At 64.8% G+C, this 14,664-nt stretch carries 13 protein-coding genes, 1 other RNA gene and 1 pseudogene; 9 read left to right on the top strand and 6 right to left on the bottom strand.

Annotated elements, in window-relative coordinates:
* The first annotated feature begins 25 nt into the window (after nt 1-25).
* The 7 genes and pseudogenes from ACW177_RS00515 to ACW177_RS00485 all read left to right on the top strand — a co-directional run bounded on the left by ACW177_RS00515 (nt 26) and on the right by ACW177_RS00485 (nt 8,148).
* Entirely contained in the window at nt 26-2,467 is a 2,442-nt protein-coding gene (locus ACW177_RS00515; RefSeq protein ID WP_492026726.1) for an HAD family hydrolase, read from the top strand.
* 51 nt (nt 2,468-2,518) lie between these two features.
* Nucleotides 2,519-2,623: pseudogene (locus ACW177_RS00510) on the top strand (UDP-glucose 4-epimerase GalE); the annotation flags it as partial.
* Nucleotides 2,624-3,172: 549 nt separating this feature from the next.
* On the top strand, nt 3,173-4,849 hold the full coding sequence (locus tag ACW177_RS00505; RefSeq protein ID WP_492026725.1) for a methyl-accepting chemotaxis protein: 1,677 nt from the start codon (nt 3,173-3,175) through the stop codon (nt 4,847-4,849).
* Nucleotides 4,849-5,358: a chemotaxis protein CheW gene (locus tag ACW177_RS00500; protein WP_492026724.1), complete on the top strand. Its 510-nt coding sequence runs from the start codon at nt 4,849-4,851 to the stop codon at nt 5,356-5,358. Before ACW177_RS00505 ends, ACW177_RS00500 begins: the two co-directional genes overlap by 1 nt.
* Nucleotides 5,359-5,493: 135 nt before the next feature.
* Nucleotides 5,494-6,090, top strand: a complete 597-nt coding sequence (folE, locus tag ACW177_RS00495; protein ID WP_492026723.1) for a GTP cyclohydrolase I FolE — start codon at nt 5,494-5,496, stop codon at nt 6,088-6,090.
* A gap of 51 nt (nt 6,091-6,141) precedes the next feature.
* Nucleotides 6,142-7,299: an acyltransferase family protein gene (locus ACW177_RS00490; RefSeq protein ID WP_492026722.1), complete on the top strand. Its 1,158-nt coding sequence runs from the start codon at nt 6,142-6,144 to the stop codon at nt 7,297-7,299.
* A gap of 153 nt (nt 7,300-7,452) precedes the next feature.
* A complete protein-coding gene (locus tag ACW177_RS00485; RefSeq protein ID WP_492026721.1) occupies nt 7,453-8,148 on the top strand; it encodes a sugar transferase in 696 nt (231 codons plus the stop codon).
* Between the two features lie 47 nt (nt 8,149-8,195).
* Here the strand turns inward: ACW177_RS00485 and ACW177_RS00480 are convergent, their stop codons facing one another.
* From ACW177_RS00480 to ACW177_RS00465, 4 genes are all read right to left on the bottom strand, one after another.
* A complete protein-coding gene (locus tag ACW177_RS00480) occupies nt 8,196-10,052 on the bottom strand; it encodes a DNA polymerase III subunit gamma/tau (protein WP_492026720.1) in 1,857 nt (618 codons plus the stop codon).
* An 87-nt stretch (nt 10,053-10,139) separates the two neighbouring features.
* A complete protein-coding gene (locus tag ACW177_RS00475) occupies nt 10,140-10,517 on the bottom strand; it encodes a hypothetical protein (RefSeq protein WP_492026719.1) in 378 nt (125 codons plus the stop codon).
* Nucleotides 10,518-10,663: 146 nt separating this feature from the next.
* Nucleotides 10,664-10,759: signal recognition particle sRNA small type (gene ffs / locus ACW177_RS00470), an RNA gene on the bottom strand.
* A 30-nt stretch (nt 10,760-10,789) separates the two neighbouring features.
* Entirely contained in the window at nt 10,790-11,146 is a 357-nt protein-coding gene (locus tag ACW177_RS00465; protein ID WP_492026718.1) for a hypothetical protein, read from the bottom strand.
* A gap of 37 nt (nt 11,147-11,183) precedes the next feature.
* Between ACW177_RS00465 and nudC the strand changes: the two genes are divergently transcribed.
* Nucleotides 11,184-12,110: an NAD(+) diphosphatase gene (gene nudC / locus ACW177_RS00460; RefSeq protein ID WP_492026717.1), complete on the top strand. Its 927-nt coding sequence runs from the start codon at nt 11,184-11,186 to the stop codon at nt 12,108-12,110.
* A gap of 137 nt (nt 12,111-12,247) precedes the next feature.
* Here nudC and ACW177_RS00455 read toward each other — a convergent pair whose 3' ends face one another.
* Complete coding sequence (locus tag ACW177_RS00455) at nt 12,248-12,985, bottom strand: 3-deoxy-manno-octulosonate cytidylyltransferase (RefSeq protein WP_492026716.1); 738 nt, start codon at nt 12,983-12,985, stop codon at nt 12,248-12,250.
* 150 nt (nt 12,986-13,135) lie between these two features.
* Between ACW177_RS00455 and ACW177_RS00450 the strand changes: the two genes are divergently transcribed.
* The gene (locus ACW177_RS00450; RefSeq protein WP_492026715.1) at nt 13,136-13,855 is read left to right on the top strand and encodes a c-type cytochrome; all 720 of its coding nucleotides are present in this window, start codon (nt 13,136-13,138) and stop codon (nt 13,853-13,855) included.
* A gap of 188 nt (nt 13,856-14,043) precedes the next feature.
* Here ACW177_RS00450 and ACW177_RS00445 read toward each other — a convergent pair whose 3' ends face one another.
* Nucleotides 14,044-14,658, bottom strand: a complete 615-nt coding sequence (locus ACW177_RS00445) for a malonic semialdehyde reductase (RefSeq protein WP_492026714.1) — start codon at nt 14,656-14,658, stop codon at nt 14,044-14,046.
* Nucleotides 14,659-14,664: the final 6 nt, after the last annotated feature.

Here is a 14,664-nt window from a genome sequence, read left to right as displayed (position 1 = left end):
CTGATGAACAGAAGAAAGACTGACCATGCATCCGCAAAGCTTGGAACAGGCCAGACATATTATTCAAACACAGCAGATCGAATACTTTTCGTTCGATATTTTCGACACCTTCCTGCTGCGCCGCGCCAGCGGCCCGGATGGGGTGTTCGAGCAAGCTTTCAAGAATGCTCCCATACCGGACTCGCACCGTCATATGATGGAAAGCTTCGTCCAGCATCGCACGATGGCGGAGCATAAGGCGCGCAGGAAACGGATGGAGAATAAGCAGTCTCCGGAAGTGACGATTGCGGAGATATACGCGCATTTTCCGCTTCAGGCTTACGGCATGCAGGAAGCGCAGCGGCTGGCGCTTGCTGAAGCGGAATTTCAGGCCGAGCTGGATCTGTGCTTCTGCAATTCCGACATCTATGCATTGCTTCAGGAAGCGAAAGCGAAGGGCCTGAAGGTTGGTTTTCTTTCCGATACCTATTGGTCGCCCGACCAGTTGCGCCGCCTGCTAAACCATGCATGCCCGACACTTGAATTCGATTTCCTCTATGCCTCCTGCGATCACGGCCACTCCAAGGCCGATCGTTTATTCGACTTCTACCTGAAGGGCGAACATATCGAGCCCGCGCGTGCGGCGCATATCGGCGATAATGAGGTGGCGGACGTCACCAAGCCTAAATCACTCGGTTTGCATACTGTATATTATCCGCAGGCGCCCAAAGCTTTCAGCCCCATATTCACGCGCGAATCCAGCCTACTCCAGCTTATTCAGGGCCAGTCTGAGGGCATCGAGAAGCGGCTGGACGGCGGCTTGCGTGTATTGCGCCGCCAGGCCGCCTCTGCCTTGAGTGAAGACGCCGGCCTGCCGGAGTTGGTCGGCACGACTGTGGTTGGGCCGGTGCTGGCCGCCTTCCACCGGCTCATCGAGCAGCGCGTGGCGGAGCTGAGCGGGCCGGGCAGGAAGGTGAAGCTCTTTTTCCTCGCCCGCGACGGCTATCTTCCCAAACAATTCTGGGATCAGGCAGGCTTGGGCGATGGCGCCTATCTCGAAATCAACCGCCGCATCGTGCTGATCGGCAATACCGGTGATCTGGAACCGGTGCAGGAGATGTTCCGCCGCTTTGATAAGGTTGATGAAGCTGGCATCTGTGAATTCTTCAACACCACGGTTCCTTCCATTAGCAAGTTTTTCGGGAACCAGCCGGGCGGCGTCGTGAGCGGTGAGGTCTTCGCCGAAGAACTGCCCAAGCTCATCGGCCGCGACGATTTAAGTCGCGCCGCCGGCGCCCTGCGCAAACGGCTGCTGGAGTATATTCGCCACCATGTGCCGGATTTCGATAGCTGTACGGATATCGTGCTGGCGGATCTCGGTTATAGCGGCACGATTCAGCGCACCTTGCGGGGGCTTTTGGATCAGGAAGGCTTTAGCCATGTCCGCCTGCATGGTGTCTATGTTGGGATTTTCGACCATGCCTTCGTCAATCTGCCGGAGGGCGACAGCGGCGTCGGCCTGATCGACAGCAGTGTGGCGACGCCGTTGGCCATGCAACATATTCTGCGGAATATCTCGCTGCTGGAGCAGTTCTGCTCCGCCCCCACCGGCCCGGTGAAGGACTATCAGGGTAGCGAGCCGGTACGCGAAGAAGATCACAGACCGCCGGAACAACTGGCGGTTTGCGGCGAAGTGCGTCGCGCCGCTTTGCGCTTTTTCGACCATTACTGCGAGGCGAAAACCGCGCAAGGCCTGGACCCGTTTGAAAATCCTCTGCTGTCGCGGCTATGGACAACGGCGATACTGGCGCGGCTGCTTTTATTGCCGACCCAGGAAGAAGTCGCACTGTTCGGCGGGTTCAAACACCATATGCTCGGCAGTAAAATACATGAGGACATGGTGAACATGGACGCCATATCCCCCTTTGTTGGCGCGCTCCCTTTCGGGCAGCTCTGCTCGCTGGGCAGTTCCCTCATGTGGTTCGCCGGGAATATGCACAGCCTCTCTCCCATGGCGGGCAATATGTACGCCATTGCGGGTTTTGGATTGATGCAAGGGGACTTGCTTGGCGACAATACGCAGAGCCAGCTGACGCTGACGCTGATCAAGGACAATGTGCCTAAGCTCATTCCCGCCAGCCTCTCGCTGACCACATTCGGTGATTTGCGGCTTCGCGTACCGGTGCAGAAACAGGACACGGGATCGGTGATCGCCATACCGCTGGGGCAGCTTGCCGAGCACGGCATGATCCGCTCGGTCGTTTTGCATAGCGGCGGAAACAGTAGAAAAGCCATGTTCGCGCAACAGGTCGAGCCGCTCCCGGCATCCGCAATCCGCAGCCTGCAGGCGTATTGCGACGGCTATAGCTTCTATAAAACCGGCGAAGATCCGTATTTGCTGCTCGATATTCCGCCTGCCGGGGAAGCGGTGTCGGTCCTTGCACTGACGATCGTCCCTTTGCCGCCCTTGACGGCTCTGGCAGGTTGATCCGCTCTTCGGAAACTGGATCATTCTGATTTAGAGCGCGGCGGGATCGAGGTCATGGCCTTCTCCTCGACCTGCGCCACCTATGGCGACCCGGTGCGCCTGCCGATGGACGAGGCCCATGCTCAGGCGCCGCTGAACCCCTATGGCCGGACGCGATCTCAAGCGGTGACGCCTAGTTCGTGAATGACCGAAAGCTGCCGAGCGCCGCGTGATCAGGGCGATCAGGTCGGGGACGGTCGTCGTAATCAGCCCCTCCTCGGACAGTCGACGCGTCGCCTTTGGTCGCGCTCAGACGCGAGACAATTCAATCCGAACGCCGCCTTGCCGGCTGTAAAGCCTCCGTTTGAAGGCGGCGGGGCAACGGCCTCTTTTATCGCTTCTCGGGTGTGCCGGAAGGGATGCGGCTTGTAGGCTTTGGTCTCGGTAAGGGCCGTAGAATATAAGGGTTTTTCTTAAGTACACTTCCTTAACTGGCGCTTGAGACCGGCTTAACCGTCTCCGGTAATGATAATTCTCGGTTGTGGGGCGATCCGCCCTGCGGTTGGGGCTGAAGCTATGCGGTCAGCGAATGAAGAAGCCGGCGGTTCAGACCGTCCCGCGCCACGCCCCGGCCGGTCGATTTGTATATTTTGCATCCGCGCCAGGACGTCTGTCGTCCGTCGCTTCCGTTCTTCGTCATCGATCATCTGTTCGGGAAGATAGGCCATGCGTTTCACCATTAAGGCCAAGTTGATCGTGACCTTCGGGTTGCTGATCGTGGCGATCGGCGTCCTGGTGGGCGTCTCCCTCAGTCACCTGTCGTCGTTGCACGCCGCGATCCATGAGGTGGTCGCTGGTCCGGCCGCCCAGTTGAGCCGGGCCCAGAGTATCCAGACCGAATTCAGCAGCTATGTGAGACGTGAGCGCGGCATGTTGCTGACGACGGATCCCGAAGCGGTGCGAGAGCTTTCCGAAGAGGTCCGCCAGGGCCGCGTCGCGTTGGAGGAACTGCTGGCGCAGGGCCAGGCCGCTGCGTCGGAAGACGCCAAGTCCGAGTGGGTTTCGCTGGCGAACGCCTGGTCGGAGTACAAGCCCATCAGCGAAGAAATTCACAAGCTGGCGCTGGGCGGCGACAACCTCGGCGCCAAGGCGCTGATGATGACGGAAGCGCGCGCCAGTCTTTCCGCGATTGAGGCCGCCACGAAGAACATTGTCGAGACCGACAAGGCGTTGATGGCCCAGGCCGAAGAAGGCGCGAAGGCGGTGTTCAACGAGGCGCGCATCGGCCTGATCGTGGCCGCCGCCCTCGCCCTGTTCTGCGCGGTTCTCGGCTGTGTCTGCATCACCCTGGTCGTTCGCAAAGGGCTGATCCGAGCCACTGAGGCCGTCCGCGCCGTCGCGGAGGGCGACCTGACCCGGACAGTCGTCATCACCAACCGGGACGAAATCGGCGACATGTTGGGCGATCTCAATCTGATGATCGAACGCCTGCGGGGCGTCGTCAGCGACGCCTTGTCGGCCGCCGACAATGTCTCAGGGGGCAGCCAGGAGCTGTCATCCTCTTCAGAGGAGATGAGCCAGGGCGCGACCGAACAGGCCGCCGCCGCCGAACAGGCCTCGGCCTCGATGGAGCAGATGGCCGCCAACATCAAACAGAACGCCGACAACGCCGCCCAGACCGAGAAGATCTCGCGCCAGTCGTCCAAGGACGCCGAGGCCAGCGGCGAGGCCGTGCATCGGGCCGTCGAGGCCATGCGCACCATCGCCGACAAGATCGGCATCGTGCAGGAGATCGCGCGTCAGACCGATTTGCTGGCCCTGAACGCGGCGGTCGAGGCCGCCCGCGCCGGGGAGCACGGCAAGGGTTTCGCCGTCGTCGCCTCGGAAGTGCGCAAACTGGCCGAACGCAGCCAGACGGCCGCCGCCGAAATCGGCGCGGTGTCGGGGCACACGGTCAAGGCGGCCCAGGAAGCGGGCGAAATGCTGCAACGCCTGGTTCCGGACATCCGCAAGACCGCCGAACTGGTGTCCGAGATCAGCGCCGCCTGCCGTGAACAAGACATAGGCGCCGCCCAGATCAACGACGCCATCCAGCAACTGGACAAGGTAATTCAGCAGAACGCCGGCGCGGCGGAGGAAATGTCGGCCACCTCGGAAGAACTGGCGGCCCAGGCCGAGGAGTTGCAGACCTCGATCGCCTTCTTCCGCACCGATGCGGCGGGAACGCCCCCTCGGGCCCCGGCTCCGGTCCGGGTTCTGGCGTTCAAGGCGGCTAGACCGGCGCCGCCTTCCGTTTCTAGGCCGAACGTCCACGCTCAGCAGGCCCGCGCCAACGGCTTCGCCCTGGACCTGGCCACGGGCGGCGCGGACGCCGAGGATATGGAATTTCGGGAGAGCGCCTGATGGCTGAAGCCGTCAAGGGTCAGGGTGCAGTCGAGGGCCAGTATGTCGCATTCGGCCTGGGCGACGAGGTCTTCGCCGCCCCGGTCGGACTGGTGCGGGAGATCCTGACCTATCAGCCGCCCTCGCGCATTCCCAATAGCCCTGACTATCTACTGGGCCTGACGGATGTGCGGGGGCAGGGGATCCCCACGGCGGATCTGCGGATCCGTCTGGGCATGGCGCCGACCGAGCCGACGCTGAACACTCGGATCCTGGTCTTGGACATCCCGCTGGAGGACCGGACCCTGAGCCTGGGTCTGGTCGCCGACCGGGTGTTCGAGGTCACGGCCTTCACCGCCGACCAGATCGAGCCCTCGCCCGACATCGGCATCAAATGGCGCTCGGACTACATCTCCGGCGTCGTGCGACGCGACGACGGCTTCGTCGTCCTGATCGATCTGGTGCGACTGCTGTCTACTGCGGACTCGGCCGTTCTGGACCTTGCGCCTCTCGACGCCCACGCAGCCTGAAGACGGCCCGGCGGGAGGCGTTGGAGCCTTGCGCGGGCAATTTCCTGGCCGGCTGCGTCCGAAACGGTCGCCGTAACGTAAATGAGGGGCGGAAGGCTTTCCCTTCTTCGCCTCGCTTCGCTATTAGGCCCCGCAATGACCGACGCCCCTCCACCAGCCGCCCGCTCCCGCTTGACCCAGGCCGACGCCGAGGCCGCCGTCCGCACCTTGATTGAATGGGCTGGAGATGATCCAGCCCGGGAGGGTCTGCTTGAGACGCCGGCGCGGGTGGCGCGCAGCTATCGCGAGCTGTTCTCCGGCTATGAAACCGATCCCCTGTCCTATCTGGAGAAGACCTTCGAGGAGACGGGCGGCTACGACCAGCTGGTGGTGCTGAAGGACATCCGTTTCGTCAGCTTCTGCGAACATCACATGTTGCCGGTCGTGGGTCGGGCGCATGTGGCCTATCTGCCGACCGACCGCGTCGTCGGCATCTCCAAGCTGGCGCGGGTGGTGCGCGGCTTCGCCCGGCGCTTGCAGATCCAGGAGAAGATGACGGCCGAGATCGCCGAGGCCATCCAGACCGTGCTGAAGCCCCAGGGCGTTGGCGTGGTGATCGAGGCCGAGCACAGCTGCATGACCCTGCGCGGGGTCAACGCCCCCGGCGCCAGCCTGACGACCAGCCACCTGATCGGCGTCGTTCGCGACGATCCGCGCACGCGCGAGGAGTTTCTGCGCCTCGTGCGCGGCTGAGACTCTTCCGGCCCGGCTCTTGCGAGGTCGGGGTCTTAGGAGGCGTTTTCCGTGCCCTGGACCCTGATTTCGACCCGAAACGAAACAACCCCGATCGCCCGTGGCGGCTGGCTGGATGCTTTGCGTTTCATCGTGGCCTTCCTGATCATCCTGCACCACTATCAGGCGGCCGGGCCGGTTCCTCTGGCTGAAGCCGTGCATCCGGTGTTCGAGCGGGGCGGCTTTCTGCTGACCAACTTCTTCCTGATCGACTCCGGCTATGTGCTGATGCGGGTCTATGGCGCGGCGGTGGAACAGGGGCGGATGTCGCCGGGCGACTTCTTCCTGAAGCGGTTCCTGCGCGTGGTTCCGGCCCATCTGATCCTGGGGCTGTCGCTGGTCGTCCTGGTTCTGCTGGGCGCGGCGGCCGGCGCCCTGCCGCGGAATCCGGAGTGGTTCCGCTGGGATCAACTGCCGGCCCAACTGCTTCTGCTTCAGGCCTACGGCGTCCATGGCGGCCTGGGCTGGAACGCGCCCACCTGGTCGATCTCAGCCCTGATCGGCTGCTATCTGTGTTTCCCCTGGATCCTGCGCGGCTTGACGCGGCTGGGGCCGTGGGGCGCCCTGGCTCTGGGAATCGGCGCCTATCTGGCCGCCAACCAGTTGTGCTGGAGCCTGTTGGGCTATCCGGTCTATCAGATGCCCATGGGCTACGGCTTTGTTCGCGCCCTGCCGCTGTTCTTCCTGGGCATGAGCCTGGCCTGGTTCGCCCAGAACGTCTGGATCGCGCCCCGCTTCGCCGGCTGGGCCGGCGTCGCCGCCTTCTGTGGCCTGGTCGTCGCCCAGGCCTTCGACAAGAACGCCCTGATCTCTCTGGCCCTGATCTCGATCATCATTCTGGCCGCCGGGGCGGCGCCGGTGCGTCGTCCCTCCAAAATGATCGAGACCGCCGCCATGGTCTCGTTTTCCATGTTCATTTCCAACGAGGTGGTCCGCATCGCCTGGTTCGGCGTGGCGAATATCGCGGTCGCGCGCTTCGCCTTGTCGGAGCCGGTTCAGTGGGTTCTGTGGGGCGGTGGCGTGCTGGCCGCAGTGGCCTTCGCCTTCGCCTTCCACTTCGCCGTCGATGACCGGATCCAGTCGCGGGTCCGGACCTGGCTCAAGCGGCGCCAGGCGCCGTCTTCGGAACCGGCGCCCAAAGTGGGGCCTATCGTGCCGCTCCAAGGCTAGGCGGCAGGGGGGGAGTTCATTAAAGCTTGGGGTTGATGTTGCCCTTGGGTAACAAGAACGACGTCCAATTAGTTGTCACGGCATTTTATCTTGCGTTGCAACATTACTCGCCGCTTAACTATCCTCGGGCGTGTGGCGAGGGAGGGGAAAAGGATGTTTGACAGCTTGTCTAATCCGTCGCTGGCTGCGGTCCAGGTGATCTCGCCAAAGGCGACGCCGGTCGAAAAAGTCTGGGCCCCGACGTTCCGTCGCGGCTCCGGCTCCGCCGCCTGCAAGCGCGCCATGGACCTGATTGTGGCTGGCGGCGCCCTGCTTGTTCTTCTGCCTGCTCTCTTGATGATCGCCCTGGCGGTCGTCGTCGAAAGTCGAGGCCCGGTTCTGTTCCGTCAGCGCCGCACAGGCCGCGACGGCAAGGTTTTCACCATCCTCAAGTTCCGCAGCATGACGGTGACGGAGGATGGCGACAGGATCGCCCACGCCTCCAAGAACGACAAACGGGTCACCCGCGTCGGCGCCTTCATTCGCGCCACCAGCCTGGATGAGCTGCCGCAACTGTTGAACGTGGTCATGGGCGACATGTCCCTGGTCGGGCCGCGTCCGCACGCCCTGGCGCACGATAATCATTACGGCGCCCTGCTGCCGCGCTACGCCGAGCGTTTCGCCGTGCGTCCCGGTTTGACGGGGCTGGCCCAGATCCTGGGGCTGCGCGGCGAGATCCATCAGCTCAGCTGCATGGCCCGCCGGGTCGAGGCCGATGTGGAATACGCCGCCGGCTGGACCTTCCGCGACGACCTGTTGATCATCTGGCGCACGGTTCCGATGATCCTGAAGCGCGTCAACGCCTACTGATCGCGGCGGGCGGGCTGAGGCCGCCCGCCTTCCGGACAGGCCCCCGTTCAGTCCTCGTCGTCATCCTCGGACGGCTCGGGGATTTCGGGCGTGACCACGGTCGGGGCGGTCTTGATCTCGCCCAGCTTGGCGCCGGGGAAGGCCAGAAGCACCGCCTTGATGAAGGGATCGGCCTCGACCTTCGCACGTTCGGCCGCTCGTTCCTTCTTCTGGCGCTCGATCAGGGTCTCGCCGCCGCCCTGGCCGTTGGCGGCGATCAGCCAGGTGCGGCCGGTCCATTCCTTCAGCCGCCCGGCCAAGCGCCGCGCCAGTTCGATCGGTGCGCCTTCGACGCTTTCATAGACGATGGCGCCGGGCTTGAACGAGACGGGTTTGACGAACCGTTCGACGTCCATCTGCAGCCCGACTTCGCGTTTCTGGCCGATCAGGGCGACGACCTGTTCGAAGCTTTGCGGATCGGGCAGGGCGGGGGCCATGACGGGACGGGCGGCGAGTTGCGCGGACGTTCCGCCGCCTCCACCGCCACCACCGCCGCCGCGCGGGGTCGAACCGCCGCCGAAGGGTTCGCCCGACTGGAGCCGCTTAAGCGCCTCTTCGGGACCGGGCAGGTCGGCGGCGTAGGCCAGGCGGACGATGGCCATTTCCACGGCGTCGGCGGGATTGGGCGCGCGCCGCACCTCGTCCAGCGCCTTCAGCAGCATCTGCCAGGTGCGCGACAGGGTGGCGGCGGGAATGGCGGCGCCCAGGGCGGCCAGCTTCTGCGCCTGGTCATTGGGCAGGCGGGTGGCGTTCGGACCCAGCATCTTGGCCACCGAGGCGGCGTGGCAGTGTTCCAGCAGGTCGTTGGTCACCTGCACCGGATCGGCGCCGAAGCCGTACAGGGTGCGGAAGTTCTCGAGCGCCTCGGGCGTGCGGCCGGCCATGACGGACTCGAACAGGGCGATGGTCTGGCTGCGGTCGGCCAGGCCCAGCATGTCGCGCACGGTCTCGGTCTTGACCATCTGACCGCGCTCGGCCTGAACCAGGGCCTGGTCGAGCAGGGACAGGCCGTCGCGCACTGACCCTTCGGCCGCGCGCGAGATCAGGGCCAGGGCGTCCTGCTCGATCTTCATCCCCTCGCGCTCGGCGATCCGGCCCAGGTGATCGACCAGGATCTCGGGTTCGACCCGGCGCAGGTCGAACCTCTGGCAGCGGCTCAGGATCGTCACCGGCACCTTGCGGATCTCGGTGGTGGCGAAGATGAATTTCGCGTGGGGCGGCGGCTCTTCCAGCGTCTTCAGCAGGGCGTTGAACGCCTGGGTCGACAGCATGTGGACCTCGTCCAGCACATAGACCTTGTAGCGGGCCTCTACGGGGGCGTAGCGGACGCTCTCCAGGATGTCGCGGATGTCGTTGACGCCGGTGTGGGAGGCGGCGTCCATCTCCATCACGTCCATATGCTGGCCGGCCATGATGGCGGCGTCGTGCCGGCCGTGGGCGGTCAGGGTCAGGGACGGCCGGTCGATGGTCTCCGTCTCGTTGTTCAGGGCGCGGGCCAGCAGGCGGGCGGTGGTCGTCTTTCCGACCCCCCGCACCCCGGTCAGCATGAAGGCGTGGGCGATCCGGCCGGTCGAGAAGGCGTTGGTCAGTGTGCGGACCATCGCCTCTTGGCCGATCAGATCCTCGAAGGTGCGCGGCCGGTATTTCCGCGCCAGCACCTGATAGGCGGACCCGTCGTCGGCGTGGGCTTCGATTTCGGATGGGGCGGATTTGGCGACCGGAGGGGCCGCGATGGGCGCTGGCGCGGCGGCGGGCTCCGGCGCAGCGGCAGGCGCGCCGAACATGTCGTCGGTGTTCTCGTCGCGCTCGACGACGTCGTCCTCTTCCCAGGGCGGGCCGTCGAGATTCGTGTCGCTGTCCGTCATGGCGACAGTCTTACAGTGGCAAGAGGACGGGGCGAAGCCAGTCGCCTATTAAAAAGATGCGGCTCACCCTTGTCGGTCACTGTGAACCTAGACGTCAACGTTCCTCAATCGTATGCGCGCGTAGCCTCGCATCGACAGATCGCGCAGGATCGTTTCGACTTCTCGATAGCGTGCGGCCTCGTCAGCGCGAACATAGATCGGCTGTTCGAGGCCAATCCCGAACGCATAAAGGGTTCGACCTACCTCTGCTTTCGAGACGAGAAGAATCTGCTCGCCAGACCAGGTGGAAACCTCCACCGTTCCATCAGCGTTTAAAGCAATCTCCGCTGCGTCTGGCGCGGAAACGCCGAAATCGCACATCATCCCGGGAGGCATTCGGATTTCAGTCAACTGAGGGCGTGGATCAGCAGGTGCAGACCCGCAGGCGCACAACGGCAGCATCGCAATGAGCCACAGACACTTCATATGAAGACAGTCTCATAATCGGCGACGGCCGACAACGAGCATAGCGCTGAGCTTAAACGGCAAGCCGCCACGCAGCGAGCGATAACGCAAAAGTTGCGCTCAAGCTGCGAGCGACCGCGTCGCGAGCGTAGCGCACCAAAAAAGAGTGAGTAGAGACCGCGCGACCCGAAGGGGAATTCGTTGTGGCTGCTGCCTTCCGGCCCTGACCAGATTGGCGAAACCTTCGCCCGCGCGATCTCCAAGACGGGATATGACGGGTGCGGCGAACGGAATCAAGCCACACCGTTGCAGTTCACGAAATCCAAGACCTCCTTGACCGGGTCGAAGCTTATGTTGATGACGCTACAGCCTCCGTCCAACACTTGGAATCTAGGCGGGCTTGATTGGCTGCGAACCCCAGGCGCCATTCTGGCGATGTCTGGGGTCAGATAGAGACCGTGCACTCGGCCGTCTTCGAACCAGTACCTTCGCGCATAGGTTCGCAAGGGGGCCGCATCCGACGGCAACTTCACAGATCGCTCGATTCTTTCGACGACCGCACGATCCGGACCGCCGATCTCGTAGGTGTCGGACGGCGGGTTGGCGCAGGCGGAAAGAGCGAGAAATAGGATGGCGGTGCGCACGCGCATGTTTACGTCTCCCAAGAGCCCCATGCTATCAGGAGGGATGCCTCACCGTCATCAGAACATCTTCGCCGGTAATCCGCTCGACCGCGCCGGCGACCTGCGCAACGATCCCGAATGGCTGGCTGCGCAGGAGGCCAACCCCGACGCCCAGGCCCTGGTCCTGTGGGAGGGGCGGCCCCTGGTCGAGGAGACGGCCAACGGGCCGCGGCTGGCGTGGCTGTCGCTGAAACACGCCCGCGACATCGTGCCGGATCGCGACGTCTTCCTGGGGCTCTGGAAGGACGCCCCGGTCTTCGCCATCGAGTTCGAGGGCTCCATCGACCCGACTGACGGCCCGCTGGGCGGCCTGGGTGTGTTTCACGAGATGCGCGGCGCTGCGGCGATTTTGCCGGCGCAGGACGCCGCCATGGCGGGCGGGGCCAAGAGCCTGTTCGACTGGCGACGCAAACACGGATTCTGCGCCAACTGCGGGACGCTGAGCGAAACGGCCTCGGGCGGGTGGAAGCGGCGTTGCCCGGCCTGCGGGACCGAGCATTTCCCGCGCGTCGATCCGGTCACCATCATGCTGCCGGTCTACAAGGGCGGGCCTGAGCCGATGTGCCTGCTGGGTCGCCAGGCGGCCTGGCCGGCGGGGCGGATGTCGGCCCTGGCCGGCTTTCTGGAGCCCGGCGAGTCGATCGAGGAGGCCTGCGCCCGCGAGGTCAAGGAAGAGGCGGGACTGACGGTGGTCGACGCCGTCTATCACTCCAGCCAGCCCTGGCCCTTCCCGTCGCAACTGATGATCGGCCTGATCGCCGAGGTGTCGGACGACCAGGCCCGGCCCGATCAGACCGAGCTGGAATCGGTGGCCTGGCTAACGCGGGCCGAGGTGCGGGCGGTGATCGCCGGCGAGCATCCGACCATCCAGGCCCCGCCGCCCTTCGCCATCGCCCACAGCCTGATCAAGGCCTGGGCGGAGGAGGGGTAATCTCCCTCCCCTTCATGGGGAGGGGCGATCGCGTAGCGATCGGGGTGGGGTTCGAAAAGGCGTGAGCGAGTCCGAACTGCCCCACCCGGGCTCGGCTCCGCCTCGCCGTCCCTCCCCATGAAGGGGAGGGCGATTCGTTACGCCAGAGCCCGCGCGGCCTCCAGGTCGGCGGGATTGTCGACGGACAGGGGGGCTTCGTCGATCGCGGCGGCCCAGATCTGCATCCCCATTTCCAGCGCCCGCAGTTGTTCCAGCTTCTCGCGCTTCTCCAGCGGCGATTGCGGCGCGGCGCAGAAGCGGTTCAGGGCCGCGCGGCGATAGCCATAGACGCCGATATGACGCCAGATCGGCGCGTCGCCGTACAGGGTCGAGCGGGTGAAATAGAGGGCGCGGGCCTGACGCTCGTTCTCGCCCCATTCGTTGCTTTTCAGGGCCAGGACGGCCTTGACCACGTCGGGATTGGTCCGATCCGACAGATCGGCCTCGACGGCGACCAGGGTGGCGATGTCGCAGCTGGGTTCGCCGTGCAGAATGGCGGCGCAGGCCACAGCCAGGCCCGGATCGGCGAAGGGCATGTCGCCCTGGACGTTGATCACGGCGTCGAAATCGCCTTCCGGGTCGATGGCGTCCACGGCGGCGCGGATCCGGTCGGAGCCTGAGGGCAGGTCGGGATCGGTCAGAATGGCGCGGCCGCCGATGGCCTCGATGGCGGCGACGATCTCGGGGTCGCCGGCGGCGACAGCGACCGGCAGGCCCGAGGCTTCGGCCTGCTGATAGGCCCGCACGATCATGGGCTTGCCGCCGATATCGGCCAGCGGCTTGTTCGGCAGACGGGTCGCCGCCATGCGAGCGGGTATCAATATCAATGGATTCATGGCTCTGCCTCGATCTGCCCGCCGCCGCTTAAGATTTCGCGCCGGTTGCGAAGCCCGCGCTACCGTGTAAGACCTGATCAGGCAAGGAAGGCTTCGCTGCGTTAAGATGGCGAAGGTGGGAAACCTCTGGGACGGGATGAGACGACGCGCATGAGCGGCGATCTGAAATGGAACAAGATTTTCGCGGCGGCCCTGGGGACGGCGTTCGTCATCCTGGTCGTGCAACAGGCGTCAGGCCTGATCTATCATTCCGAGCCGCCGGAAAAGATGGGCTATTTCGTCGATGCGCCGGACGAGGCCGCCGGCGCTGAGCAGGCCGAGCTGCCGCCGGACTGGGGCACGGTCCTGCCGGCCGCCGACCTGGCCGCCGGCGAGGCCGCCTTCGCGCGCTGCCAGGCCTGCCACAATGCGGCGCAGGGCGGGGCCGACGGCATAGGCCCGAACCTGTATGGCGTGGTCGGCGGGCCGGTCATGCACCGGGCGGGCTTCGCCTATTCGGACGCCATGAACAAGCACAAGGCCGAGGCGCCGACCTGGGGCTATGACCAGCTGAACAGCTTCATCACCGCCCCGGCCCGCTATGTGCCGGGCACCAAGATGTCCTTCGCCGGCATTCGCGACACCCAGACCCGGATCAATCTGATCGCCTGGCTGCGGAATCAGGGCTCCGGCGGCTTCGCCATTCCAGCGCCCGATCCGGCGCGCCAGCCCGGCGCGGCGGCTCCGGCCGAAGGCGAGGCCCCGGTCGCTGAAGGCGCGCCTGCGACCGACGCGACCGGCGAAACCCCGGCGGTCGGTGCGGCCCCCACGACCCAGCAGACCCCGGCGGCTTCGCCCGCTGCGACCAGTGTGGCGCCGCCGAACAACTGATCGCATCCCCTTGTCGTCATCCTAGGGCTTGTCCCTAGGATCCATACTCTCGGGCTCTGACGTCGGACACCGGGCGTATGGATCCTCGCCACAAGGGCGAGGATGACGAACTTGAGGTGCGGGAATTCGGGAAATCAAAAAGGGGGCGGCCCGCGAAGGCCGCCCCCTTTTCGGTTGCTCGCACGACCTCAGAGAATGGTCGCCGCCTGGTCGAACGACAGGCGCGGCGAGCGCGGGAACAGGTTCTCGTCCGTGCCGTAACCCAGGTTGAGGATATAGTTCGGCTCGACATTGCTGTCGGGGAAGAACTCGGCCTTTACGGCGGCGGCGTCGAAGCCGGACATCGGGCCGACGTCCAGGCCCAGGGCGCGGGCGGCGATGGTCAGATAGCCGCCCTGCAGCGAGGCGTTGCGGAAGGCGGTTTCGCGGCGTCCGGCTTCGTCAGCGAACCAGGCCTTGGTGCCTGGCATGTGCGGGAACAGGGCGTCCAGATGCTCGTGGAAGTCGATGTCCTGGGCGATGATCAGGTTTACCGGCGCCTGCTGGGTCTTGGCGCGGTTGCCCTCGCTCATCAGCGGGATCAGGCGCGCCTTGGCCTCGGGCGAGGTGACGAAAACGAACCGGGCGGGATTGGCGTTGACCGCCGTGGGGCCGAACTTGGTCAGGTCGTACAGTTGGCGCAGCAGCTCCGGCGCGACCGGGCGGTCGCTCCAGGCGTTGCGGGTGCGCGCCTCGGTGAAGAGTTGCGACAGGGCGGCGTCCGACAGCGGGGCGTCGCGTTGGGTGACAGCATCATAGGCCATGGGAGG

The organism is Brevundimonas sp. AVps23W (assembly GCF_058681395.1).
Note: the sequence above shows the minus strand (reverse complement) of the source record. Positions and strands in the feature narration are given on the sequence as shown.

What these genes read in the sequence shown, in the direction of transcription:
- ACW177_RS00515 (WP_492026726.1), top strand. Translation starts at nt 26, where the DNA reads ATGCATCCGCAAAGCTTGGAACAGGCCAGACATATTATTCAAACACAG.
- ACW177_RS00505 (WP_492026725.1), top strand. Translation starts at nt 3,173, where the DNA reads ATGCGTTTCACCATTAAGGCCAAGTTGATCGTGACCTTCGGGTTGCTG.
- ACW177_RS00500 (WP_492026724.1), top strand. Translation starts at nt 4,849, where the DNA reads ATGGCTGAAGCCGTCAAGGGTCAGGGTGCAGTCGAGGGCCAGTATGTC.
- folE (WP_492026723.1), top strand. Translation starts at nt 5,494, where the DNA reads ATGACCGACGCCCCTCCACCAGCCGCCCGCTCCCGCTTGACCCAGGCC.
- ACW177_RS00485 (WP_492026721.1), top strand. Translation starts at nt 7,453, where the DNA reads ATGTTTGACAGCTTGTCTAATCCGTCGCTGGCTGCGGTCCAGGTGATC.
- ACW177_RS00480 (WP_492026720.1), bottom strand. Translation starts at nt 10,052, where the DNA reads ATGACGGACAGCGACACGAATCTCGACGGCCCGCCCTGGGAAGAGGAC.
- ACW177_RS00475 (WP_492026719.1), bottom strand. Translation starts at nt 10,517, where the DNA reads ATGAAGTGTCTGTGGCTCATTGCGATGCTGCCGTTGTGCGCCTGCGGG.
- ACW177_RS00465 (WP_492026718.1), bottom strand. Translation starts at nt 11,146, where the DNA reads ATGCGCGTGCGCACCGCCATCCTATTTCTCGCTCTTTCCGCCTGCGCC.
- nudC (WP_492026717.1), top strand. Translation starts at nt 11,184, where the DNA reads ATGCCTCACCGTCATCAGAACATCTTCGCCGGTAATCCGCTCGACCGC.
- ACW177_RS00455 (WP_492026716.1), bottom strand. Translation starts at nt 12,985, where the DNA reads ATGAATCCATTGATATTGATACCCGCTCGCATGGCGGCGACCCGTCTG.
- ACW177_RS00450 (WP_492026715.1), top strand. Translation starts at nt 13,136, where the DNA reads ATGAGCGGCGATCTGAAATGGAACAAGATTTTCGCGGCGGCCCTGGGG.
- ACW177_RS00445 (WP_492026714.1), bottom strand. Translation starts at nt 14,658, where the DNA reads ATGGCCTATGATGCTGTCACCCAACGCGACGCCCCGCTGTCGGACGCC.